The following is a 22,263-nucleotide window of genomic DNA, read 5'->3' as shown; positions in this document are numbered from 1 at the left end:
GGGTCCCGGACCCCCGCCCTACTCCTGCCCGCTGCCGTGCACCTTGGCCGTGGCCTTCCTGGCAGCCACCAGCACCGGATCCCACACCGGGCTGAAAGGCGGCGCGTAGCCCAGGTCGAGGGACGTCATCTGCTCCACCGTCATCCCGGCGGTCAGCGCCACCGCCGCGACGTCGACCCGCTTGCCCGCGCCCTCCCGCCCGACGATCTGGACACCGAGCAAGCGGCCCGTCCTGCGCTCGGCCAGCATCTTGACCGTCATCGGGGAGGCGCCGGGGTAGTAACCGGCCCGGCTGGTCGACTCGACGGTGACCGTCTCGAAGCGCAGGCCCGCCCTGCGCGCGTCCTTCTCGCGCAGCCCGGTCCGGGCGATCTCCAGATCGCAGACCTTGCTCACGGCGGTACCGACCACGCCCGGAAACGTGGCGTAACCGCCTGCGACATTGGCGCCGATGACCTGTCCGTGCTTGTTGGCGTGGGTGCCCAGGGCGATGTGCCGCTCCCGGCCCGAGACCAGGTCGAGGACCTCGACGCAGTCGCCGCCGGCCCAGATCTCCTCGTGGCCGCGCACCCGCATCGCCAGGTCGGTGAGCAGGCCGCCGTGTCCGCCCACGGGCAGCCCGGCGGCCTGGGCGAGCGCCGTCTCCGGCCGGACGCCGATGCCCAGCACCACCACGTCCGCCGGATACTCGGCGTCCTCGGTGCGCACCGCCCGGACCCGGCCGTCCTGCGTCGTGCACACCTCGGTGACCTCGGCGTCGTTTACCATGGCGATGCCCATCCCCTCCATCGCCAGGTGCACCAGCCGGCCCATGTCCGGGTCGAGGGTCGACATCGGCTCACTTCCCCGGTTGACGACCGTCACCTCGTAGCCGCGGTTGATGAGCGCCTCGGCCATCTCCACGCCGATGTAACCGGCCCCCACGACCACGGCCCGGCGCCCCCGCGCGCGGGACAGCGTGTCGATCAGCGCCTGACCGTCGTCCAGGGTCTGCACCCCGTGCACGCCCGCCGCGTCCGCACCGGGCAGGTCCGGCCGGATCGGGCGCGCCCCGGTCGCGACGACGAGCTTGTCGTACGGCGTCCAGGACTGCGCCCCGGAATCCACCGCACGCGCGCGTACCCGCCGTCCGGCCACGTCGATCTCGGTGACCTCGGTGCGCAGCCGCAGATCGATCCCGCGCGCGCGGTGCTCCTCGGGGGTGCGGGCGACGAGATCGTCCCGCCCGGCGACGTCGCCGCCCACCCAGTAGGGGATGCCGCACGCGGAGTAGGACGTGAAGTGCCCGCGTTCGAAGGCCACGATCTCCAGCTCATCGGGCCCTTTCAGACGGCGGGCCCGGGACGCCGCGGACATGCCCGCGGCGTCACCGCCGATCACGACCAGTCGCTCGATGCTCATACGAACACGCTACGGGGGGAGCGCAGTTCAGTCCTGCCCGGGCTCGCCCGCCTCGGCCTCGCCGCGCCCGGCCCCGGCCTGCCCGGTCCCCGGCTGTCCGCTCCCGGTCCGCGCGGCTCCCGTCAGGCCCGCCCCGGTCTGCCCCGGGACGCCCGCTCGCGCCCAGCTCGCCTCCGCGGCCCGGCGGCGCGGCCGGACCAGCCGCAGCCACACCAGCAGAAGCAGCAGACCCGCCGCGAGGAACGGCAGCGTCGCGCCGAACGCCACGGCGATCCAGCGGAGCACCGTCACCAGCGCGCCCCAGCCGCCGGTCACCGCGTCGACGAAGCCCGGGTCGTCGTCCTCCGCGGCTTCCACGACCGGCTTCTCCGCCAGGGTCAGCGTGACGGTCGCAAGGCTCGTGCGGTCCTTGAGGGAGGCCTGCTGCGCGAGCAGAGCCTCCAGCGCCGCCTCACGGTTGCTCAGCTCGCCCTCCAGCGTGACCACGTCGCTCAACTTGACGGCCCGGTCCATCAGCTCGCGGACCCGGGCGACGCTGACGCGCTGCGAGGCGATCCGGCTCTCGACGTCGACGACCTGGTCCGTCACGTCCTGGGCCTTCGCCGTGCGTTCCAGCAGCTTGCCCGCGCCCTGCAGGTCGGCGAGCACGTCGTCGTACTTCTCGACGGGGATCCGCAGCACCACGCGGGTCCGCTCGGTGTCGTCCTCGTCCCGGACGGTCGTCTCGTCGCCGACATAGCCGCCGGCGTTCTCGGTGGTCGTACGCGCCTCGTCGAGGGCCTTGGAGACGTCCTTGACCTGCACGGTCAGGGTGGCGGTGCGGATGATGCGGTTCACGGCGGGCTTGGGCGCCGCGGTGGCCTTCGAGCCGCTCGCGCCCGCCCCCTCCTTGGCGTCCGCGGCCGAGGCCGCGCCGGTGTCCCGGGCGGCCGCGTCACCGACGGCGGCCTTGTCGGACGCGGTGCTCCCGCTGTCGTCCGCGCCGCCGCTGCAGCCGGTCAGCGCGAGGCCCGCGGCCAGCAGGAGGCCGGCCAGGGCGTGCGCGGGCCGTGCGGGGCGGCGCGCGGGGCGTCCTGTGGAACGTCGTGTGCGCATGTGGGCGTCGCGCATGTGGGTGTCCCCCCGAGGGTTGTGAACGGCTGATGACTGACCACTGACGCTTCTTCGACGCCAGGGCCGCCCCGGACGTTTGCGGCGATCGGTTCCGAACAGGTCACGGTCGGGACGCGAGGAGGACACCGCCGCCCGGCGGCGGTGTCGGTGGGGTCTGAGAGAGTGGGGTCATGAGCGCAACGGGTACGGGCACCGGGCAGCACGTCGTCGTCGTGGGAGCCGGAATCGCCGGGCTGGCCGCGGCCCACCGGCTGCTCGAACGCGGGGCCAGGGTCACCGTTCTGGAGGCGTCGGACCGGGTCGGCGGCAAGCTGCTGCCCGGCGAGATCGCGGGCGTGCGGGTGGACTTCGGCGCCGAGTCGATGCTGGCGCGCCGGCCCGAGGCGATCGCCCTCGCGCGCGAGGCGGGCCTCGCCGACCGTCTGCAGCCCCCGGCCACCGCCACCGCCTCGATCTGGACCCGCGGCGCCCTGCGCCCCATGCCCAAGGGCCACGTCATGGGCGTCCCCGGCACAGGAGGCGCCCTGGCCGGCGTCCTGTCCGGGGAGGGCGTCGCCCGGATCGAGCGCGACGCCGACCTGCCCCGCACACCGCTCGGGGACGACGTGGCGGTCGGCGAGTACGTGGCCGCCCGGCTGGGCCGCGAGGTGGTCGACCGTCTCGTCGAACCGCTGCTGGGCGGGGTGTACGCCGGAGACGCCTACCGGATCTCGATGCGCTCGGCCGTCCCCCAGCTCTTCCAGGCGGCGCGCACGCACCCCTCCCTGACAGAAGCCGTCCGCGGGATCCAGGCCAAGGCCGCCGCGAATCAGCAGACCGGGCCGGTCTTCATGGGGATCGAGGGCGGCGTGGGTTCCCTGCCGCTCGCGGTCGCTGCGTCCGTCGAGGCGCGCGGCGCGGAGATCCACACGCGCGTACCGGTGAGCGGGCTGCACCGCGACGCCGCGGGCGGCTGGCGCGTCACCGCCGGGGAGCGGGTGCTGCACGCCGACGCCGTGATCGTCGCCGTCCCCGCACCGGCCGCCGCCCGACTGCTGGCCGCAGAGGCCCCCGGGGCCGCGGCCGAGCTGCGCACCGTGGAGTACGCCTCCATGGCGCTGATCACCCTGGCCTACCGGCGCGCCGGGACCACCCTGCCCGAAGGCAGCGGCTTCCTCGTCCCGCCGGTCGACGGACACACCATCAAGGCGTCCACGTTCGCCTCCCAGAAGTGGGGCTGGATCGCCGACGAGGACCCCGGCACGCTCGTCCTGCGCACCTCGGTCGGGCGCCATGGCGAGACGGAGATCCTCGGCCGCGACGACGCCGACCTGGTCGCCGTGTCCCGCCACGACCTGCGCGAGGCCACCGGCCTGGCCGCCGCACCCGTCGAGACCCGGGTCACCCGATGGACGGACGGCCTGCCCCAGTACCCGGTCGGCCACCACGCGCGCGTGGCCCGCATCCGCGAGCACGTCGCGAAGCTCCCCGGCCTCGCGGTGTGCGGCGCGCAGTACGACGGCGTGGGCATCCCGGCCTGCATCGCGAGCGCGTACGCCGCGGCCGACCGGCTCGGCGGCGACCTCGGCACGGTACGGGCCCTCGCGGCCGACCCGGTGCAGAGTCTGCACGGCGGAGCGGGAGAATGAGAACCATGAGTGACGACGCCTCCACCACCGAGCCCGGCAGGATCCCCAACAAGGGCAAGCTGGCCAAGGACCTCAACGAGGTCATCCGTTACACCCTGTGGTCCGTCTTCAGGCTGAAGGACGCGCTGCCCGAAGACCGCGCGGGCCTCGCCGACGAGGTGCAGGAGCTGTTCGACCAGCTCGCCGCCAAGGACGTGACGATCCGCGGCACATACGACCTGTCCGGTCTGCGCGCCGACGCCGACGTCATGATCTGGTGGCACGCCGAGACCGCCGACCAGCTGCAGGAGGCGTACAACCTCTTCCGCCGCACGAAGCTGGGCCGCGCCCTCGAGCCGGTCTGGTCGAACATGGCGCTCCACCGCCCCGCCGAGTTCAACCGCTCGCACATCCCGGCGTTCCTCGCCGACGAGACGGCCCGCGACTACGTGAGCGTCTACCCCTTCGTGCGCTCCTACGACTGGTACCTGCTGCCCGACGAGGACCGTCGCCGCATGCTCGCCGACCACGGCAAGATGGCCCGCGGCTACCCGGACGTCCGCGCCAACACCGTCGCCTCGTTCTCGCTCGGCGACTACGAGTGGATCCTGGCCTTCGAGGCCGACGAGCTGCACCGCATCGTCGACCTCATGCGTCACCTGCGTGCCTCGGAGGCCCGTATGCACGTCCGCGAGGAGGTCCCGTTCTACACGGGCCGCCGCAAGTCCGTGGCGGATCTGGTCGCCGGGCTGGCCTGACCCCCCGAGGGGCGTGGGACCGTACCGACATGCGGCGGGGCCGCGTGGGAGCGACCTGCCCCACGCGGCCCCGCCGCCGTCCGACGGCCTCAGCGCGACGCGAGCGGTTTCGGCTCCGGGTGCGCCGCGCAGGCGGAGCGCCGGGCAGGGAGCCGCCCCTCCAGCAGATACGCCTCGAGATGCCCGTTGACGCAGCGGTTGGGGCCGCCCGCGATGCCGTGGGTGCCGGCGTCGCGCTCCGTCACCAGCACCGACCCCGACAGGCGGCGGTGCATCTCCAGCGCCCCGTCGTAGGGCGCGGCGGCGTCGCGCTCGGCGGCCAGGATCAGCGTCGGCGGGAGCTCGCCCGGCCCCGTCCGCACGTCGAGCGGCTGCTGCCGGGGCGCCGGCCAGTACGCGCAGGGCAGATTCGCCCACACGTTGTCCCAGGTCTCGAACGGCGCGACGCGCGCGAGGCGCGTGTTGTCGCGGTCCCACACCTTCCAGTCCGTCGGCCACGACGCGTCGTTGCACTCCACGGCCGTGTACACGGCGTTCGCGTTCTCCGCCTCGGCCGCCGCCCCCTGCACCGGACCGGCCTGCGCGATCAGCTGCTTCGGATCGCCCTTCAGGTACTCCGACAGCGCCTGCGCGCGGGCGGGCCAGTAGTCGTCGTAGTACCCGGCCTGCAGGAACGCGCCCTGGAGTTGGCCCGGCCCCACCTTCCCGCCGGCCGGCTCCGCGGCCAGCCGCGCCCGCGCCCGCTCGTAGCTGAACAGCACCTCCTCCGCGGTGTCGCCGAGGCCGTACACGTCGTCATGGGCGGCGATCCACTCGCGGAAGTCCGTCCAGCGGCTCTCGAACGCCATGGACTGGTCGAGGTTGTTGCGGTACCAGATCTGCGCCGGGTCCGGGTTCACGGCCGCGTCGAACACCATGCGCCGCACGTGGGAGGGGAACAGCGTCGCGTAGACCGCCCCGAAGTAGGTGCCGTACGACGCGCCCATGAACGTCAGCCGTTCCTCGCCCAGCGCGGCCCGCACCACGTCCAGGTCGCGGGCGTTGTTGAGCGAGTTGTAGTGCCGCAGGGCGCCGCCCGCCCGCTTCGCGCAGCCCTGCGCGTACGCCTTGGCCTGCGCGATGCGCTCCCGCTTGTACGACTCCGAGGGATGCGTCGGCGCGGGGGAGGGGCCCTTGAAGAAGCGCTGGGGATCCTGGCAGGACAGGGGCGCCGAGCGGCCGACCCCGCGCGGGTCGTACCCCACGAGGTCGTAGGCCGCCCCGATGCGCTTCCACTCCGGCAGGAGCCCGATCAGCGGGAAGTACAGCCCCGAGCCGCCGGGACCGCCCGGGTTGAACACCAGGGCGCCCTGCCGGGGCACCCGGTGCTTGCTGTTGTGCGGGTCCCGGTGGGTGGCCTGCACCCGGCTGACGGTCAGTTTGATCTGCCTGCCGTCCGGACGGGCGTAGTCCAGCGGTACGGCGACCGTGCCGCACTGCATGGCGGCGGGCAGCTCCTCCGCCTCGGCACAGGCCCCGAAGGTGACGCCCTTCGCCGCGGCCCGAGCGGCGGCGAGCGCCACCCCGGACGCCGGGGACCGTTGGGCGGCCGCGCCCGGGACGCCGCCCGCCGGGACGGCGGAGAGGACGGTCAGCAGCAGGGCTCCTGCGGCCGAGTGGAGGGCGGCGGCTCTCATCGGGGGTCCCTTCGATGCACGGCGGCGACAGAAGGGATGTTTGGTGCGGTTGTGGGGGAAGGCAAGCACCGGTGACGGGTGTCGCCGCCAATGCCCCCTGTGCGCCCCCGGCTGGTGCAGCGCGCCCCCGCCTGGCGGGCACCCGCGTGCGTGGAGTCGGGTACCGAGGGCCGGCTCAGGTCTGGTCCGCGCCGAGCCCGGGGCGGTAGGTGACGTTCCGTCACCGGGCGCTGGGCGCGGGGTGCGGGGCGCGGGGTGCTGGTTGCGGGGTTCCGGCGCGGGGAGCGGGATGCGGCGCGTCGGCGGGGGCTCAGTCGGTGGGCGGCGGACTGGCCGCGGCCGGCGGGAGCGGGTAGGTGGGGTCCGGCGCGGTGAGCGGCACGACCGGTCCGGGGTCGGCCGTCGGGCCCGGCGGGGCGGGCGAGCGGCTGAGGGGCGGCGTGACATCGGCGGCCATGTCCCGGGCGAGGGCGTCGAAATCGACGTACCCGGTGGCCTCCAGCACCTTGATGTGGTCCAGCACGGTGGTGTTGGCGTCGTCGGCGAGTGCCCGGACCAGGGAGTTGCGGGTGCTCGCCCGTACCTGGGCGACGACGGAGAACACCCGGCCGTGCGCGAGGCGCAGGATGTTGGCGAACTTCCAGTCGTACTGGCGGCCCTGGGCCGCCGTCAGCTCGCTCAGCCAGCCCTGCTGCTGGTCGTTGGGCTCGTTCGGCAGCGGGAGGCCCAGCTGGGAGGCGACGGCGCGGACCCGCTCGTCCAGGAAGGCGTGTCCCTCGACGAGGTGACGGCCCGCCGTGCGCACCGCCTCGGTGGTGCCCTTCGTCTCCGCCTGCCGGCCGGCGGGCAGCTCCCACAGTCCCGCCAGGCGGACCTTGGTGACGAACTCCCGGTCCAGCGCGGACAGCGGCCCGTACTGCGTCGACACCGTCTCCGCGTTGAGCACGTTCACGCCCGTGTCCACCCGGTCGGCGTACGACCAGATCGGGAAGACCAGCGCTGCGAGGGTGGCGGCCAGGCACGTGATGATGAGCCCGGTACCACTGAAAATGCCTCTGCCCTGGACCGGGGGTCGCGGTCGCATGGTGCCTCCTGCTCGCGGCACTGCACGCAAGTGCGCTTCGGTAGCGGAACTGGATGTTCTGGAATGTTACTGCGCCGGTTGTGTGCATTTCCGCTCACCGGTGAACAGTTGGATCCCGGGCATACCAGGTGAAACCGAAGGTGTGAGGGGGTGGTGAAAATGGGGGAAACAGGTGGTAAACGGTTGATGGGTGGGGCGAGCGGCGGGCCGGTGTTAATCCCGGCACACTCGGGGCGTTCGCCCAGGGGCGGCGGTGTCGGAGGTTTCTGCGGTGTCGCCGACGACACCGCGTCCCGACGGTTCTGGACGCGGGGTCATCGGCGGATCAGCGACCGCCGCACCTGCCCGAGCCCGAGCCCGAGCCCGCGCCCGAGCCCGAGCCCGAGCCCGCGCCCGAGCCGGGGCGTCCGGCGCGGGGCGGGACCCGAGCGGTCCAGCCACCAGCGGCGCAGCTCACGGCGGGCCCGCCCGTCCGCTGGGCGACCCTCCCGAAGGAGCTGTGCGGCGAAGTCGAGGGCGTCCTGCCGGTAACCGGCGTGCATCGGGTGGCCCTGGGCGTAGGCGACGAAAGCGACTCGGTATCCGTTTCCCAGGATCAGCGGCAGCTCCGGCGCCACCTTCGCCACGACGTCCGCCCGCTTCGCGGCCAACGCCCGCGCCTGAACCCCGAGTCGCGCCCGGTCGAAACCCTCTGGAACCGGTGTCCCGGCGACCAGCGCGGACAGCAGGGACGACTGGGCGAGGGCGAGACGCTGACGGGTCGTCTCGCCGCAAGCGGCCTGCTCCGACGTCCGGGCGACGGCGCCTGCGGCAGTTTCAGCCGTGCCCGCAACTTCGGCGTAAGCGGTTGCAGGCCCGGTCGTACCCGCAACTTCGGCGTAAGCGGTTGCAGGCCGGGCCGTGCCCGCAACTTCTGCGTAATCGGTTGCCGTTGCCGTTGCCGTTGCCGTTGCCGTTGCCGTTGCTGTCGCGGTTCCGGCACCGGCTTCCTTTGCAGCCCCGGCCGCGATTGACGGCCCGTCAGTCCCGATCAGGGCCGGGACGGCGCTCCGCCCGGCCGTGGGCAGGAGGCGCGCGTCGGCGGGCACGGTCGTGCCACGGGCGGCCGCCCCGAGCTCCACGGCCGCCCGGATCACGCCCAACTCCCGCTCCAGCTCATCCGGTTCGGGGAAGTTGTCGTCCCGCTCCAACAGCACTCCCGGGGGCGACACCCGGGATGCGAGGTCGGTCAGGATGTCGAGAACCGGGCGGGGCACCGGGTGGGCGTGGCTGTCGTGCCAGACGCCGTCCCGCTCGAAGCCGCCTGCGACATGGACGTAGGCGAGGGCCTCCAGCGGCAGCTCGGCGAGCGCCTTGGCGGGGTCCTCACCCCGGTTGACGTGGTTGGTGTGCAGGTTGGCCACATCGATGAGCAGGCGCACACCGGTGCGGTCGGCCAGCTCGTACAGGAATTGCCCCTCGGTCATCTCCTCGCCGGGCCACGCCAGGAGCGCGGCGATGTTCTCGACGGCCAGCGGGACGGGCAGCGCCGCCTGCGCGATGCGCACGTTCTCGCACAGCACGTCGAGCGCGTCCCGGGTGCGCGGCACGGGCAGCAGATGGCCGGCCTCCAACCGCACGGACGCCGTCAGCGGCCCGCCCGCGCGGACGAACGCGATGTGCTCGGTGATCAGCGGCGAGCCGAGGGCCACGGCCCGTTCGGCGAGCGCGGTCAGCCGTGCGGCGTCGGGGCGCTCCGCGTCGCCGAGCCCCAGCGACACGCCGTGCGGGATCACGGTGACCCCGCGCTCGCGCAACCGCAGCAGCGAGTCGGGCAGGTGGCCGGGGCACACGTTCTCGGCGACGGCCTCGACCCAGTCGATGCCCTGCATGCGCTCCACGGCGTCCGCGATCTCCGGCCGCCAGCCGATCCCCGTTCCCAGTCGCACCATGGTGCCCCGCCTCTCTCGTCCCCCTGCACGGTGACGGTGATATGACCCCGGGGTTCGCGCCCGAACCGCACCGAGCCCCGCTTCAGAGCAACATTTGAGGTTCGGCACGGCAGGACGCCGGGCGCGGCCGCGAGGAGACCGCAGAGGGCCCCGACGCGATGCGGCAGCCGTGAGGAGAGCGGGGGCGACGCGATTAGCGGCCGTCAGGAGAAGGGGGGCCGCGACGCGACATGGGGCTGACAGGTGATGAAGCGGGGGTGCGACGCGACGAGAGGCTGAGAAGTGAAGCAGGGCCGCGACGCGACAAGGGGCTGACAGGTGAAGCGGGGACCGCGGGGCGAGAGGGTGCGGGATCAGTGGGTGCGCAGGGCCGGATGGTCCGCGACGACCGTGCAGCTGCCCGGCGCGATCTCGGTGAACCCCGCGTCCCGCACCAGCGGCAGTCCGCTCATCGTCAGCTCTCGCCAGCGGTGCGGCGGTGCGGTCCGCACGGCGAGCGGAAAGCCCGCCTCGCGCCACGCGGCCCGCTCCGCGTCCGACAGCTCCCACCAGGCGAGCTGTGCGCCGTGCCCGGCCTGCGCCATCGCCTTCCCCGCCGACATCTCCACTTCGGGGCTCATCCACAGCACGACCGTCCCCGGCTCCACGGCGCCGGGCGGCTCGGGGTCGTCGAGATCGGTTCCGGAGACCTGGAGCTTGGCCAGCTCCTTCGGCCAGCCGTCCAGCGGCACGGGCGGGAACACCCGCACCTCCGCCGACTTCCCGGTGACGGTGATGCCCGGCAGCTCCACCGCCCGCCGCCACTCCGCCCCCCGGGCCCGCCGCACCACCTTGCGGATCCTGGCGTCCTGCCAGTCCCGCATGACCTGCGCCCACTCGCCGTCCCCGTCCGAGCGCTCGTCGCCGAGCATCACGAGCACGGCGCGGGCTGCGGTCTCCAGGGCGTCCACGCGCGCGGGGGGTGCGGACTTCTCCACCCGCACGACGAGGGGCAGCACGAACTGCGGGGCCCGGTCACGGGGGTTCGGCTCGGTCTGGAACGGACTCTCACTCACCCGCGCAGGCTACTGGACCTGCGAGAGGATGTTCCTCATGGAACCCGATCTACGCCTCGAGGATGTGGGCCGCCGCTACGGCTTACACGGACCGTGGGTGCTGCGTCACGTGGCCCTGCGGCCTGCGCCCGGCACGCTCACTCGCGTCGCGGGCGCCAACGGGACCGGAAAGTCCACCTTGCTGCGCCTGCTGGCCCGGGTCGACGCTCCCACCGAGGGCAGGGTCACCGGCCGCCCCCGCACCGCCTACGTCCCCGAACGCTTCCCCGCCGCTCTCCCGTTCACCGCCGCCGGCTACCTCGCCCACCTCGGCGCCGTGCACGGTCTGTCCCGCCCGGCAGCCGAGCGCGCCGCGGACCACTGGCTGGACCGCTTCGGCGCCGCCACGCACGCCGGCACCCCCATGAACCGTCTGTCGAAGGGCACCAGCCAGAAGGTCGCCGTGGCGCAGGCGCTCCTCGCCGAGCCCGAACTGCTGATCCTGGACGAGGCGTGGACCGGCCTGGACGCGGACGCCCGGGCCGAACTCGAGCGGGCCGTCGCCGAGCGGACGGCGGCCGGCGCGGCCGTCGTCTTCGTCGACCACGACCCCCGCCGGCTCGCCGACGCCACCGATGTCGTGCTCACCGTCCGGGACGGCGGTCTGCACGCGCGCGTGGGCGCCGACGCCGGCCCGGACTCCACGCCCACCGGCCCGCACACGACGGTCGAGGTGCACGGTCGGGCCGCGACCCTGCCGCCGGCAGCGCTCCGGCTGGCCACCTCCGCCGAGCAGACGGCCGAGCGCCGCCACCGGCTCACCGTCCCCGCCTCGCACTCCGACGTCCTGCTCCGCGCCCTGCTGACCGCCGACCCGCCGTGGCACGTGGTGAGCGTCCGTCAAGAAGAGAGCCGCCCGTGACCGCCCTGCTGCGCTACCAGAGCGCTCTGCTCGTCCGCTCGCAGCGCTGGCTGCCGCCGTTCCTGCTGTACGCCGTCTTCCTCGGCGTCGGCGTGCAGGGCGGCCAGCCGCTGCTGGACTCGCTCGGCTACGCGGCCGCGTTCCTGCTGCCCGTGGCCGCCTGGCTGGTGCGGATCTGCGTCTCCAACGAGCCGCCGGCCGCCCGCACCGTCGTCGCCGCGGCGGTCGGGGCCGCGCGGGCCCATCTGGCCTGTGTGCTGGTCGCGCTGTCCGCCGCCGCCGCGTTCGGCGTGGCGGCGACCGCGCTCGTCACCTTCGTCAGCGACCCGGTCGGCAGTGATCACCAGAGGCGCGTCCCGGTCCTCGAGGCGGCCGGCGCGGGCCTGCTCGCCGTCCTGACCTGCGCGCTGCTCGGTGCGGCCGTCGGCGCGCTCACCGCCTGGCCGGTGCTGCGCTCGCCGGGCCGGGCGGTTCCCGCGCTGCTGCTGGCGGCCCTGCTGGCGCTGGTGGTGAGCGGGTCCCCGGCGCACGCGGCCGTCAGCGGCCTGGTCGGCGGCTCACGGACGGCCACCGTCCACCTGCCGCTGTGGCCCACCGCGGCGGCGGCCCTGCTGGGCGCGGCCGCGATCGCCGCAGCCTGCGCGCTGACGTCCCGCCGGTCGCCCTGACCCGGTCTCGGTGCCGCCGGGCGACCCACGCAGGGGGACGCGGCCGGGCGGCCTACCGCCCGCAGACGCGGGCCGGCGGGTGTCCGGCGGCCCGAGGGCGTGTCATCCCGAGCAAGCGGTCCGCTGCGCCTCCTGCCATTCGCACACCGGGCACAGCGTGATGCCCCTGTACGACTCCGGGTACTCCGTCGGCCTGCGGCACTGCACGCACTCGGCGTACGGCGGTCCCTCGGCCCTGGGCGGCCGGGTGGCGTCGATCAGGCAGTAGTCGCGCTCGCTGTCGTCGCTCATGACCCCAGCGTACGAAACCCCTGCCGGCCGCCGAAGCGGAGCCGCATGCCGCCGGACGGGCCCGCTGCCCGCGCGGTGTGGTCGCGGACGGACAGTGCGGAGCTTGAGGTGCGCGGGCGGCGGGGGCGCGCCCAATGAATCGGTGGACGTTGGGCGGTGGACTGTTGCCCGTGGAAGGTGGGCCGTTGGCCGTTGGCCGTGGGCCCGCGGGAGGTGGGCGGTGAGCCGCGGGTGTTCCCGCGTCCGGACCGACGGCGCGGGAGCGTCCGGCCCGTGGATCGGCGGCGAGGGGTGGGGGCGACGGATGGGGGCGAGGGGGTGGGGTGAGGGGGCGTCTGCCCCGGGGCGCGTCCGGCCGCCGGCCCCGCCGGTCACCGTCGCCCGCTCGCCGTTGCGATCAGCTCGGAAACCTTCACGAACCGGTATCCGCGCCGGCGCAGTTCCGGGACGACCGCCCGAACCGCCTGCTCGGTCGTCGGGGCCGCACTCCGGGTGCAGTGCATGACGACCACCGAGCCGGGCCGTACGCCGTCCAGCACCTGCCGGGCGACGGCGTCCGCGTCGGTGGCGAACGCGTCCCCGCTCACCACGTCCCACTGCACGGCGGTCACGCCGGTGCCGCTCACCGCGCGCAGCGCCCGGCTGTCGTAGCAACCGCCCGGGAAACGGAAGTACGGCATCGCGTTCGGCACGCCGGCCTTGCGGAACGCCGTGTAAGCGCGTTCGACGTCCGCTCTCATCCGTTCCTCGGGGACGGTCGGCAGCCCGTAACAGTCGCCGGTGAAGGCGTAGTGGCTGTAGGAGTGGTTGGCGATCTCGAAACGGGGGTCACGGCCGAGCGAGCGGGCCTGGTCGGGGTACTCCTCGGCCCAGCGGCCGGTCATGAACACGGTGGACGGAACCTTCAGCTCGCGCAGCGCCGCGATCAACCCGGGGTTGTCGAAGTGCTCGCCGGCCGCCGCCCGGGCCCCCTGGTCGGCGGTCATGTCGGCGTCGAAGGTGAGGGCGACCGTCTTGCCGGCCGCGCGGGGCGCATTGCGGAAGACGGGGGTCAGCCCGGCCGGGCCGGGGGCCAGGGTCGGAGGCCTGGAGGAGGTGTCGGTGGCGGCGGATGTGGCGGGAGCGGAAGGCGGGTTCGCGGAGGGGGAGGCGGAGGCATGGGGTGAGGCGGGAGCCGTGGTGGGTGTGGAAACCGCGGTGGAGGCGGGGGCGGCCGGACGGGCGGCCACCGGACGCTCGGACGTGCCGCAGCCGGCGAGGGCGGCGAGGGCGGCGGTGAGGACGCAGAGCGCGGTGGCCTGACGACGGCGCACGGGAAGGATCATCGTATGAACCTACGGGGAACGCCCGGCGGTCGATACGGAAATATGACCGCAGCTCCATGGTCGTCACCCGCCCGTGCGTCCGCGTGCTCCGTCCGGCCGCGCCGCCGCCCGGCCCCCCGGACTCACGCGCGCGTGGTCAGCGCCGCCAGGGGCCCGTCACGGCGAACGTCGTCCCGGGCGTGTAGCAGTTGACGTACATCGTGTCGCCGTCGGGGGAGAAGGTGACTCCGGCGAATTCGCCCCACTCGGGCTCCTCGGGCGTGCCGATGTTCTGGCGCCCGCGCGCCATGGCGTAGACCTCGCCGCCCCTGGTCACGCCGAAGACGTGCTGCGCGCCGTTGCCGTCCTCGCAGACCATCAGGCCGCCGCTGGGCGCGAGGCAGATGTTGTCCGGGGACTCGCCGGGCAGTTGCACGTCCGTGTCCGGTCCGAAGACGACGACGAGGGTGAGCCGGCGGCGCTGCGGGTCGTAACGCCAGATCTGGCCGAAGTGGTCGGCCGCCGAGCCGTCCGCCCCGCGCGCGAACGACGACACGAAGTACACGCACCGCCCGCCCCAGTAACAGCCCTCCAGCTTCTGGGCGTGGGTGATGCCCTTCGGGCCGAAGTCCTGCAGCCGGATCGGCGTTTCGGCGGCGAGGGGATCCGGCACGTCGACCCATTCGATGCCCTCGAAGACACGGCCCGTCTCCTGGATGGAGGACAGGTCCGGCACGCCGGGCACCCGCATCGCCTGCAGTCGGCCGCCCGCGCGCAACGAGCCCACGCCGCCCAACGGCTTCTCCGGCAGGAAACGGTAGAAAAGGCCGAACGGGTGAAGAAACGCGTCCTCCGTCTCGTAAACGATTCCGCGCTGCGGGTCGACGGCGATCGCCTCGTGCTGGAAACGGCCCATCGCGGTCAGCGGCACGGCTCCGGTGCGGCGCGGGTCGGACGGGTGGACCTCGAAGATGAAGCCGTGATCCTTGGTGTAACCGTTTGTGCCGGCTTTGTCCTCGGTCTCCTCGCAGGTCAGCCAGGTGTGCCACGGGGTGGGTCCCCCCGCGCAGTTGACGGCCGTGCCCGCGATCGCGACCCGCTCGGAGAGCACCCTGCCCCGGGAGTCGAGCGTCAGGGCCGTACAGCCGCCCTTGCCGGCCGGGTCGTAGGTCAGGCCCTTGACGGTGGGGACGGCGTGCGCGGCGGCGGGACGGTTCTCGTGGTTGCGGACCAGGTGCACGCGGCCGCCCTGCCCCGGGAGCGCCGTCATGCCGTCGTGATTCGAGGGGACCGGGCCCTCGCCGGAGCGCAGCGGTTCGCCCTCCCGGGACAGGACCCGGTAGCGGAAGCCCTTGGGGAGGTCGAGAAGGCCGTGCGGGTCGGGGACGAGGGGGCCGTACCCCTCGTGACCGAGGCCCTGCGCGGCCGCGGTGCCCGCGAAGAGGTCGGAGAGGGCGCCGGTGAACGCGATGCTCGCGCCCACCCCCAGCGCACCGGTGCCGGCGAGGATCTGACGTCGTGTCGCGGACATGGGAAAACCTTCCTGCTGGCGGACAGGACTGTGATCCCGCTGTGTCTATCACCCGCGGTGCGCCCCGGGAACCACGCGCGGCGCAGGTGTCACTCGGCGGCGGCCTCAGGAGAGGCGGCAGGCGGCGGAGCGGGCGGCGGCTGCTGAGTCTGTTGCGGGAGCGGTTGCCGCGGCGACGGTTGCGTAACCGCTTGCTGCTGAAGCCGTTGCGTAAACGGTTGCTGATCGGAATGCTGCGGAAGCGGTTGCCGCTGCTCAGCTCGTTGTGAAAGCGGTTCCCGCTGCTCAGCTCGTTGTGAAAGCGGTTCCCTCTGCTCTGCCTGTTGTGGAGGCGGTTGCTGCTGCGCTTTCTCCAGGAAACGCAGCAGCTCCACCGGAAACGGCAGCACGAGTGTGGAGTTCTTCTCCGCGGCGACCGCCACCACCGTCTGCAGCAGCCGCAGTTGGAGTGCGGCGGGCTGCTCGGACATCTCCGCGGCCGCCTCGGCGAGTTTCTTCGACGCCTGGAGTTCCGCGTCGGCGTTGATGATCCGTGCCCGGCGTTCACGGTCGGCCTCCGCCTGACGGGCCATCGAACGCTTCATGGTGTCCGGCAGGGAGACGTCCTTGATCTCGACCCGGTCGATCTGCACACCCCAGCCGATGGCCGGACTGTCGATCATCAGCTCCAGACCCTCGTTGAGCTTCTCCCGGTTGGACAGCAGGTCGTCCAGCTCGCTCTTGCCGATGATCGAGCGCAGTGAGGTCTGCGCCATCTGGGAGACGGCGAATCGGTAGTCCTCGACGTTGATGAGCGCGGCCGGCGCGTCCACCACCCGGAAGTACACGACCGCGTCGACCCGCACGGTCACGTTGTCGCGGGTGATGCCTTCCTGGGCCGGAATGGGCATCGTCACGATCTGCATGTTGACCTTGCGCAGCCGGTCCACCGCGGGGATGACGACGGTGAACCCGGGCCCGCGGACGTCGCCGTGCAGACGGCCGAGTCGCAGGACCACCCCGCGCTCGTACTGCTTCACGACCCGTGCCGCGGCCCCGAGGTACACGAGGCCTCCCGCGGCGACCGCCGCCGCCACGCCCAGCAGCTCCTCGAGCATGTCGACCTCCTCGACCAGAGGTCCCGATTGAGCCGTTCTGCCTACTCCTGCAACGATATGCCCGCCGTCCGGTCCGGGGCCACGCCCGGGCGCCGAGCCCCGGACCGGACGACGGGCGCGCTCGGCGTCAGCCGGCCCGGACGGGCTCCGTCGCCGCCTCCGTGGCTTCCGGCGCCTTCGCCGGCTCGGTGACCTTCACCGGTTCCGTGCCGTGGGCGCTGTGGCGTTCCGCCCAGTTCTCCAGGGCGGTCCGGCAGGCGTGGTCGAGGTGGTGCAGACCCGAGAGGTCCAGCTCGACCGGGCGGTCCTGCGGGAGGGCCTCCAGACTGTCGAGGATCTTCGGCAGGCGCAGGAAGGTCGCGTTGCCCGACAGGTACGCCTGCACCGGGCCCGCCCCCTTGTCGACGACCTCGAGCCGGATGTGGGAGGCCTCCCAGGCCGTCTTGACGACCGCCAGCGCGAGACCGATGAGAACGCCCTCGAACATGCTGACCGCGACGATCGACACGGCCGTGACCACCAGGATGAACGCCTCGCCGGGGTGCTCGCGCCACAGCGCCACGAGCGATCGCGCCGGCACGAGCTTGGCGCCCGCGTGGACGAGGATGCCGGCCAGCGCCGGGATCGGGATGTACGCCAGCAGGTCCGGCAACAGGGCCGCGAACAGCAGCAGCCACACGCCGTGCAGCACACGGGACGCCTTGGTCCGCGCGCCGGCCTGCACGTTGGCCGCGCTGCGCACGATCACCGCGGTCATCGGCAGCGCGCCGAGCACGCCGCAGACGGCGTTGCCGGCGCCCTGCGCCATGAGCTCCTTGTCGTACGCGGTGCGCGGGCCGTCGTGCAGCCGGTCCACCGCCGCCGCGCTGAACAGCGACTCGGCGGACGCGATCAGGGTGAACGCGATGATCGTGCCGAGCAGACCGACGCTCGCCAGGTCGCCGAAGGCGCCGAGCGGCGGAGGCTGGACGGACTCGAGCAGGCCCCGCACCTCGACGGTGGCCACGGGCAGGTCGAACAGCAGGGCGGCGAGCGTGGCCAGGCCGACCGCGGCGAGCGGTCCCGGCACCGTGCGGACCCTCGCCGGCAACCGCTTCCACAACACCAGCACCGCTACGGTGCCCGCGCCGAGTGCGAGCGAGGCGGACCCGGCGGCGCTGCCGAACGCGTCCGCGACCGCCTCGGGCAGCCCGGCGATCTTCTGCGGACCGGCCTCCGGCGCCTTGGCGCCGACCGCCGAGTACAGCTGACCGGCGATCAGCACCAGGCCGATTCCGGCCAGCATGCCCTCGACGACCGAGACCGAGATGGCACGGAAGTAGCGGCCCAGCTGCAGCGCGCCCATGGCGAGCTGCAGAACGCCCGTGGTCAGCACGATCACCCCGAGGGCGGGCAGGCCGAACTCCCGCACCGCCTCGAAGACCAGCACGGTGAGACCGGCGGCGGGGCCGGACACCTGAAGGCTGCTGCCCCGCATCAGCCCGGTGACCAGGCCGCCGACGATGCCGGTGACGAGCCCGAGCTCGGCCGGCACGCCGGAGGCCACGGCCACGCCGACGCACAGCGGCAGCGCGACCAGGAAGACGACGAGAGAGGCGGCGAAGTCCTGCTTCAGGTGCGGGAACCGGGATATTCGCCCGGTGGGCTTCTGGTTCGTCATGGCGGCGCTCACAGGGCTTCGAAGCCGTCGGTTTCGACGCGGTGTTCGCGTACCGCGCCGGTGTGCACCTCGTAGTACCAGCCGCGCACCCGCAGCCGGCCGTCGGCCAGCCGCTTCTCCACGCACGGGTAGGAGCGCAGCCGCAGCACCTGGGCGAGCACGTGGTGCTGGACCGCGCGCATGACCGTCGGGTCGTCGGGATCGGCGGCGCCGGGCTCGTCGGCGGCGTGCGCCAGCCAGTCGCGTACGGCGGGCACGCCGTCGAGATCGTCGCCGCGCACCAGTGCGCCGACGGCGCCGCAGTGGGAGTGGCCGCAGACCACGACGTCCTGGACGCCGAGCACCTCCACGGCGTACTCGATGGTGGCGGCCTCGCCGGTGGGGCGGTCGGAGCCGTAGGGGGGCACGATGTTGCCCGCGGTGCGCAGCTCGAAGAGCTCGCCGGGCCGGGCGCCCGTGATCAGCGCGGGAACGACCCGCGAATCGGAGCAGGTGATGAAGAGAACCTGCGGGGACTGGCCTTCGGCAAGCCTGGCGAACTCCTCAGGGCGCTGTCCGAAGGAACGGGCGTTGTCGATGAGGGGCTGCATGACGTGGTGACTCCTCCTGGCGCGCCGTGGGGGCGCGTCGGACGTGCAGGACACAGGACAGGTGGGGGACTGTTGCTCTGTTCTGCCCGCTCAGCAGCGGAAGACCTGGAGTGCCGCCGGGGAGTGGGACGTCGAGGATCTCGATGTGCGGTGCCGGGGATCGCCGGGCAGGGCCGGCTGGTGCGCGGCCGCGGGGTCCTGCGCCGACGACGCGCGCTCGGGCTCGTGGGGAGCCGAGGCGGCGCAGGCGGTGACCCGGTGACGGTCGCGGGTGCGACGAGGGTCGGCGGGACCGCCGGGAAGGTCGCAGTCGCGCGCGGTGACCTTCTCGTGGCGCAGCGTCTTGGCGGAGAGGGTGATTCCGGGCTGGGCCTTGGCCTCGGCGTGTCGCGCTGTGTGCGCGGTTGCGAAGGAAGGCGTCGGCGCGAAGAACGCGAGGGCGAGCAGGACGGCGGCGAGGAGCGAGATCGCGGCGCGAGCCGACGTACCTCGGAACATGCGCCTCCCTCCGGTCATCGCACACATCTAGCCCGGACCAACGATTGGTCAACGGCTGGTCAAGAAACAAGGTAACCCTGAGGAGTTGTTTGCAGGGTTAACTCGACGTTTCCAGATGAAGTGCGCCTGAAAAGAGCGGGAAACATGGCGCGAACCGGCTCTTGATCCGGACGGCCGTGATCGTCTAGTCGGGCTTGACGAGGGACTTGGCGTCGCGGGCCAGCGCGGTCAGCCGGGATATCGCGCGGAAGTACTTCTTGCGGTACCCGCCGTTCAGCATCTCCTCGCTGAAGAGCCGGTCGAAGGGGGCTCCCGAGGCGAGCACCGGGACCTCGCGGTCGTAGAGCCGGTCCGCCAGAACCACCAGCCGCAGCGCCGTGGACTGGTCGGGCACCGGCTGCACGTCCGTGAGACAAACCGCCTTCAGGCCGTCCGTCAGCGCGCCGTAGCGGCTCGGGTGGACCTTCGCGAGATGCTCCAGCAGGTGCGGGAACTCGTCGAGGGAGGCGCCCTCCGTGGCGTGGGCAGCCTTGGCCACCTGCTCGTCGGAGTACGGCGCCGGAGCCTCGGGCAGGCCGCGGTGACGGTAGTCCTCGCCGTCGATGCGCAGGGCGCGGAACTGGGCCGACAGGCCCTGGATCTCCCGTAGGAAGTCGACCGCCGCGAACCGGCCCTCGCCCAGCTTGCCGGGGAGCGTGTTGGAGGTCGCGGCGAGCGCCACACCGGCCTCGACCAGCTTGCCGAGCAGCGTGGAGACCAGAACGGTGTCGCCCGGGTCGTCCAGCTCGAACTCGTCGATGCACAGCAGCCGGTGCCCGGAGAGAGTCCGCACGGTCTGCTGGAAGCCCAGGGCGCCGACGAGGTTGGTCAGCTCGACGAACGTGCCGAACGCCTTGAGGGCGGGCTCGGCCGGAGTCGCGTGCCACAGGGACGCCAGGAGGTGGGTCTTGCCGACGCCGTAGCCGCCGTCGAGGTACACGCCGCGCGGCCCGGCGGGCGTCCTGGGCGCCTTCGGCCGGCCGAAGCCGAGGAACCCCCGGCGGCCGGCGCCCGTGGCGTGCGCCCCGCCGAGTCCGGCCGCGAAACCCTCGAGGACGGCGACCGCCTGTGTCTGGCTGGGCTGGTTCGGGTCCGGGACGTAGGTGCTGAAGCGGACCGAGTCGAACCGGGGCGGCGGCACCATCTCGGCGACCAGTCGGTCCGCGGGGACGTGCGGCTGCCGGGCGCAGAGGGAGACCGGCGACGCGTCGGCTATCGGGCTGAGGCCGGGGGCGGCGGAGGAGGACGACACGGTTCCCCATGCTACGGGGCGTGCCAGACTGCCTGGCATGCGACGGCTGTTCCCTGTGACCGACCAGACAGCGACGACCGCCCCCGGCGGCGGCCCGCTCGGGGCCCCCGGCGAGGCGGGTGAGGACGGCGGGGACCGTGAGTGGAGCCTCGACGAACTCGCCGGGGCCTACGCCTACCCGCAGGCCCCGCCCGGTGAGCCGCGGCCCTGGCTGCGGGCCAACATGGTGTCCACCCTCGACGGCGCCGCCCAGCACGACGGGCGCTCCCAGCCCATCTCCACCGCCGCCGACATGCGGATCTTCGGCACCCTGCGAGGGCTCGCGGACGTGGTGGTCGTCGGCGCGGAAACCGTCCGGCTCGAGGGGTACCGCCCCGCACGCGCGCGTGCCGAGTTCGCGGCGCGGCGTGCGGCGGCCGGGCAGGCGCCCGCCCCCGCTGTCGCGGTGGTCACCGCCGGACTCGATCTCGACTTCTCCCTCCCGCTCTTCACGTCGCCGCTGGTGCCGACCCTGATCCTGACCGGAGCAGGGGCCGCGCCCGACAGGGTGGCGACCGCGGAGAAGGCGGGTGTGCGGGTGGTGATCGCCGGGGACGGCATGGGCGTGGAGCCGGCCCGGGCCGTCCAGGCGCTTGGCGCGCTCGGGCACACCCGGCTGCTGACCGAGGGCGGGCCGAGGCTGCTGGGCCAGTTCGTGGCCGCCGGAGCGCTGGACGAGCTGTGCCTGACCGTCGCCCCGATGCTCACCGCCGGCGACGCCCAGCGGATCGCGGGCGGGCCGTCGGTCGCGGTACCGCGGCGGTTCGCCCTGGCGTCCCTGCTGGAGGAGGAGGGCTTCCTGTTCGCCAGGTACCGGCGGCCGTGACGCCGCAAACGGGTTCGGTCGTCGCCGGAACCCAAACGGGTTCGGTCGCCGCCGGGCCGCAGACGGGTTCGATCACCGCCGACGGTCCGAATGGGTGGAGTCATCCGTTCCGTTTGTTGTCCGGCGGGCACACTGAATCTCGTCGTACCCGTGCGATCACGGGGAAGGATGGTTTCCGCAGGGCCACGAACGGCCCACGGAGGACAGAGGGCCACGGGGGCCCTCGCAGAGAATGGGGCGCCGGTGTTCACAAGCGTTTTGATGATCGAGAAGGCCCTGACGTCCGCCGACGTGGAGTTCGTCACCACCTTGCACGGCGACGAGCAGGTCGCCTTCCACGTACTGCTCCAGCCGCGCGGCGACCAGGCCGACCGTCTGCTGAGGGCCATCGACGACGTCGCCCTCGGCGAGCTGGACGAGGCCGCCCGTGAGCGCGAGACGCCGGAGGGGGAGGAGGCGAAGGGCTTCGGCGTGCGGGCACTGGAGGTTTCGCTCCAGGCGCTGCAGGCCTCCGGCAGCCCGGCGGTGGGGCGCCTGGTGGAGGACCATCCGCTGGACGCTCTGAAGTCGCTGGTGGCGGAGGTGGGCGCGGACGAGGTGATCGTGCTGACGGATCCGCACTACGTGGAGGAGTTCTTCCACCGGGACTGGGCCTCCCGGGCCCGGCACAAGGTGGGCGTCCCGGTCCTGAAGCTGTTCTCGCACAGCAAGGCGTAGGAGACGGGCGACCGCGGAGCGCAGGGCGCGAGCCGCGGGGCGCGTTGCGCGGGGTGGGGCGTGCGGCGTGCTTTGTGCGGAGCGTCCTCGGGGAAGCGGTCAGGCGGCCATGCGGCCAGGCAGGATTGCGGCCAGGCGGCCAGGCGGCCAGGCGGCCAGGCGGCCATGCGGCCATGCGGCCAGGCAGGATCGCGGTCAGGTAGTCATGCGGTCATGTGGTGGGCA

20 protein-coding genes are annotated in these 22,263 nt (G+C 73.3%); 6 read left to right on the top strand and 14 right to left on the bottom strand.

The features are described 5' to 3' along the window. Positions 1-18: 18 nt before the first annotated feature. Positions 19-1,401: an FAD-dependent oxidoreductase gene (locus ACN6LD_RS16915; protein ID WP_319196189.1), complete on the bottom strand. Its 1,383-nt coding sequence runs from the start codon at positions 1,399-1,401 to the stop codon at positions 19-21. 27 nt (positions 1,402-1,428) lie between these two features. After that, complete coding sequence (locus ACN6LD_RS16910) at positions 1,429-2,496, bottom strand: DUF4349 domain-containing protein (RefSeq protein WP_445043586.1); 1,068 nt, start codon at positions 2,494-2,496, stop codon at positions 1,429-1,431. Between the two features lie 188 nt (positions 2,497-2,684). On the opposite strand from ACN6LD_RS16910, the gene hemG reads away from it, so the two are divergent. Together hemG and hemQ are read left to right on the top strand one after the other, a co-directional pair. Then, complete coding sequence (hemG, locus tag ACN6LD_RS16905; protein ID WP_319196187.1) at positions 2,685-4,142, top strand: protoporphyrinogen oxidase; 1,458 nt, start codon at positions 2,685-2,687, stop codon at positions 4,140-4,142. A 5-nt stretch (positions 4,143-4,147) separates the two neighbouring features. Further along, positions 4,148-4,879 (top strand): hydrogen peroxide-dependent heme synthase, encoded by a 732-nt coding sequence (gene hemQ / locus ACN6LD_RS16900; protein ID WP_445043585.1) that lies wholly within the window; start codon positions 4,148-4,150, stop codon positions 4,877-4,879. Between the two features lie 89 nt (positions 4,880-4,968). Here the strand turns inward: hemQ and ACN6LD_RS16895 are convergent, their stop codons facing one another. The 4 genes from ACN6LD_RS16895 to ACN6LD_RS16880 all read right to left on the bottom strand — a co-directional run bounded on the left by ACN6LD_RS16895 (position 4,969) and on the right by ACN6LD_RS16880 (position 10,625). Then, positions 4,969-6,555 carry an alpha/beta hydrolase gene (locus tag ACN6LD_RS16895; RefSeq protein ID WP_319196184.1) on the bottom strand — a complete coding sequence of 529 codons (1,587 nt, stop codon included), beginning with the start codon at positions 6,553-6,555 and terminating at the stop codon, positions 4,969-4,971. A 310-nt stretch (positions 6,556-6,865) separates the two neighbouring features. Beyond that, on the bottom strand, positions 6,866-7,639 hold the full coding sequence (locus ACN6LD_RS16890) for a DUF4142 domain-containing protein (protein ID WP_445043584.1): 774 nt from the start codon (positions 7,637-7,639) through the stop codon (positions 6,866-6,868). A gap of 314 nt (positions 7,640-7,953) precedes the next feature. After that, positions 7,954-9,570, bottom strand: coding sequence for a DUF692 domain-containing protein (locus ACN6LD_RS16885; RefSeq protein ID WP_445043583.1), 1,617 nt, complete (start codon positions 9,568-9,570; stop codon positions 7,954-7,956). 353 nt (positions 9,571-9,923) lie between these two features. Beyond that, positions 9,924-10,625 (bottom strand): peptidyl-tRNA hydrolase, encoded by a 702-nt coding sequence (locus ACN6LD_RS16880; protein ID WP_319197589.1) that lies wholly within the window; start codon positions 10,623-10,625, stop codon positions 9,924-9,926. A gap of 37 nt (positions 10,626-10,662) precedes the next feature. Between ACN6LD_RS16880 and ACN6LD_RS16875 the strand changes: the two genes are divergently transcribed. Together ACN6LD_RS16875 and ACN6LD_RS16870 are read left to right on the top strand one after the other, a co-directional pair. Further along, a complete protein-coding gene (locus tag ACN6LD_RS16875; protein WP_319197587.1) occupies positions 10,663-11,526 on the top strand; it encodes an ATP-binding cassette domain-containing protein in 864 nt (287 codons plus the stop codon). Further along, positions 11,523-12,194: an ABC transporter gene (locus ACN6LD_RS16870; RefSeq protein WP_445043582.1), complete on the top strand. Its 672-nt coding sequence runs from the start codon at positions 11,523-11,525 to the stop codon at positions 12,192-12,194. The genes ACN6LD_RS16875 and ACN6LD_RS16870 overlap by 4 nt, the downstream gene beginning before the upstream one ends. A gap of 102 nt (positions 12,195-12,296) precedes the next feature. On the opposite strand, the gene ACN6LD_RS16865 is transcribed toward ACN6LD_RS16870, so the two are convergent. The 8 genes from ACN6LD_RS16865 to zapE form a co-directional block, all read right to left on the bottom strand. Next, positions 12,297-12,485, bottom strand: coding sequence for a hypothetical protein (locus ACN6LD_RS16865; RefSeq protein ID WP_445043581.1), 189 nt, complete (start codon positions 12,483-12,485; stop codon positions 12,297-12,299). A 371-nt stretch (positions 12,486-12,856) separates the two neighbouring features. Further along, positions 12,857-13,810: a polysaccharide deacetylase family protein gene (locus ACN6LD_RS16860; protein ID WP_445043580.1), complete on the bottom strand. Its 954-nt coding sequence runs from the start codon at positions 13,808-13,810 to the stop codon at positions 12,857-12,859. A 136-nt stretch (positions 13,811-13,946) separates the two neighbouring features. Next, positions 13,947-15,320 carry an alkaline phosphatase PhoX gene (locus tag ACN6LD_RS16855; protein ID WP_319195691.1) on the bottom strand — a complete coding sequence of 458 codons (1,374 nt, stop codon included), beginning with the start codon at positions 15,318-15,320 and terminating at the stop codon, positions 13,947-13,949. A gap of 89 nt (positions 15,321-15,409) precedes the next feature. Then, the gene (locus ACN6LD_RS16850; RefSeq protein ID WP_445043579.1) at positions 15,410-16,417 is read right to left on the bottom strand and encodes a slipin family protein; all 1,008 of its coding nucleotides are present in this window, start codon (positions 16,415-16,417) and stop codon (positions 15,410-15,412) included. Between the two features lie 127 nt (positions 16,418-16,544). Beyond that, the gene (locus tag ACN6LD_RS16845; protein WP_445043578.1) at positions 16,545-18,077 is read right to left on the bottom strand and encodes a SulP family inorganic anion transporter; all 1,533 of its coding nucleotides are present in this window, start codon (positions 18,075-18,077) and stop codon (positions 16,545-16,547) included. An 8-nt stretch (positions 18,078-18,085) separates the two neighbouring features. Further along, entirely contained in the window at positions 18,086-18,667 is a 582-nt protein-coding gene (locus ACN6LD_RS16840; protein WP_319195697.1) for a carbonic anhydrase, read from the bottom strand. 90 nt (positions 18,668-18,757) lie between these two features. Beyond that, a complete protein-coding gene (locus ACN6LD_RS16835; protein WP_319195699.1) occupies positions 18,758-19,165 on the bottom strand; it encodes a hypothetical protein in 408 nt (135 codons plus the stop codon). Between the two features lie 184 nt (positions 19,166-19,349). Further along, positions 19,350-20,456 (bottom strand): cell division protein ZapE, encoded by a 1,107-nt coding sequence (gene zapE / locus ACN6LD_RS16830; RefSeq protein WP_319195701.1) that lies wholly within the window; start codon positions 20,454-20,456, stop codon positions 19,350-19,352. 37 nt (positions 20,457-20,493) lie between these two features. On the opposite strand from zapE, the gene ACN6LD_RS16825 reads away from it, so the two are divergent. Further along, positions 20,494-21,321, top strand: coding sequence for a pyrimidine reductase family protein (locus ACN6LD_RS16825; RefSeq protein ID WP_319195703.1), 828 nt, complete (start codon positions 20,494-20,496; stop codon positions 21,319-21,321). A gap of 243 nt (positions 21,322-21,564) precedes the next feature. Continuing rightward, positions 21,565-22,038, top strand: coding sequence for an indole-3-glycerol phosphate synthase (locus tag ACN6LD_RS16820; RefSeq protein ID WP_319195704.1), 474 nt, complete (start codon positions 21,565-21,567; stop codon positions 22,036-22,038). The last annotated feature ends 225 nt before the right edge of the window (positions 22,039-22,263 follow it).

The organism is Streptomyces sp. SAS_272 (genome assembly GCF_052543235.1).
The sequence above is the reverse complement of the archived record's forward strand: the minus strand, read 5'-3'. Positions and strand labels throughout refer to the sequence as shown.

Excerpts from the sequence above, each read along its gene's own strand:
- ACN6LD_RS16825 (WP_319195703.1), top strand. The coding sequence starts at position 20,494 with ATGCGACGGCTGTTCCCTGTGACCGACCAGACAGCGACGACCGCCCCC.
- ACN6LD_RS16910 (WP_445043586.1), bottom strand. The coding sequence starts at position 2,496 with ATGCGCACACGACGTTCCACAGGACGCCCCGCGCGCCGCCCCGCACGG.
- ACN6LD_RS16890 (WP_445043584.1), bottom strand. The coding sequence starts at position 7,639 with ATGCGACCGCGACCCCCGGTCCAGGGCAGAGGCATTTTCAGTGGTACC.
- ACN6LD_RS16895 (WP_319196184.1), bottom strand. The coding sequence starts at position 6,555 with ATGAGAGCCGCCGCCCTCCACTCGGCCGCAGGAGCCCTGCTGCTGACC.
- ACN6LD_RS16885 (WP_445043583.1), bottom strand. The coding sequence starts at position 9,570 with ATGGTGCGACTGGGAACGGGGATCGGCTGGCGGCCGGAGATCGCGGAC.
- ACN6LD_RS16875 (WP_319197587.1), top strand. The coding sequence starts at position 10,663 with ATGGAACCCGATCTACGCCTCGAGGATGTGGGCCGCCGCTACGGCTTA.
- ACN6LD_RS16840 (WP_319195697.1), bottom strand. The coding sequence starts at position 18,667 with ATGCAGCCCCTCATCGACAACGCCCGTTCCTTCGGACAGCGCCCTGAG.
- ACN6LD_RS16915 (WP_319196189.1), bottom strand. The coding sequence starts at position 1,401 with ATGAGCATCGAGCGACTGGTCGTGATCGGCGGTGACGCCGCGGGCATG.
- ACN6LD_RS16865 (WP_445043581.1), bottom strand. The coding sequence starts at position 12,485 with ATGAGCGACGACAGCGAGCGCGACTACTGCCTGATCGACGCCACCCGG.
- ACN6LD_RS16860 (WP_445043580.1), bottom strand. The coding sequence starts at position 13,810 with ATGATCCTTCCCGTGCGCCGTCGTCAGGCCACCGCGCTCTGCGTCCTC.
- ACN6LD_RS16850 (WP_445043579.1), bottom strand. The coding sequence starts at position 16,417 with ATGCTCGAGGAGCTGCTGGGCGTGGCGGCGGCGGTCGCCGCGGGAGGC.
- hemG (WP_319196187.1), top strand. The coding sequence starts at position 2,685 with ATGAGCGCAACGGGTACGGGCACCGGGCAGCACGTCGTCGTCGTGGGA.
- ACN6LD_RS16855 (WP_319195691.1), bottom strand. The coding sequence starts at position 15,320 with ATGTCCGCGACACGACGTCAGATCCTCGCCGGCACCGGTGCGCTGGGG.
- ACN6LD_RS16835 (WP_319195699.1), bottom strand. The coding sequence starts at position 19,165 with ATGTTCCGAGGTACGTCGGCTCGCGCCGCGATCTCGCTCCTCGCCGCC.
- ACN6LD_RS16845 (WP_445043578.1), bottom strand. The coding sequence starts at position 18,077 with ATGACGAACCAGAAGCCCACCGGGCGAATATCCCGGTTCCCGCACCTG.
- hemQ (WP_445043585.1), top strand. The coding sequence starts at position 4,148 with ATGAGTGACGACGCCTCCACCACCGAGCCCGGCAGGATCCCCAACAAG.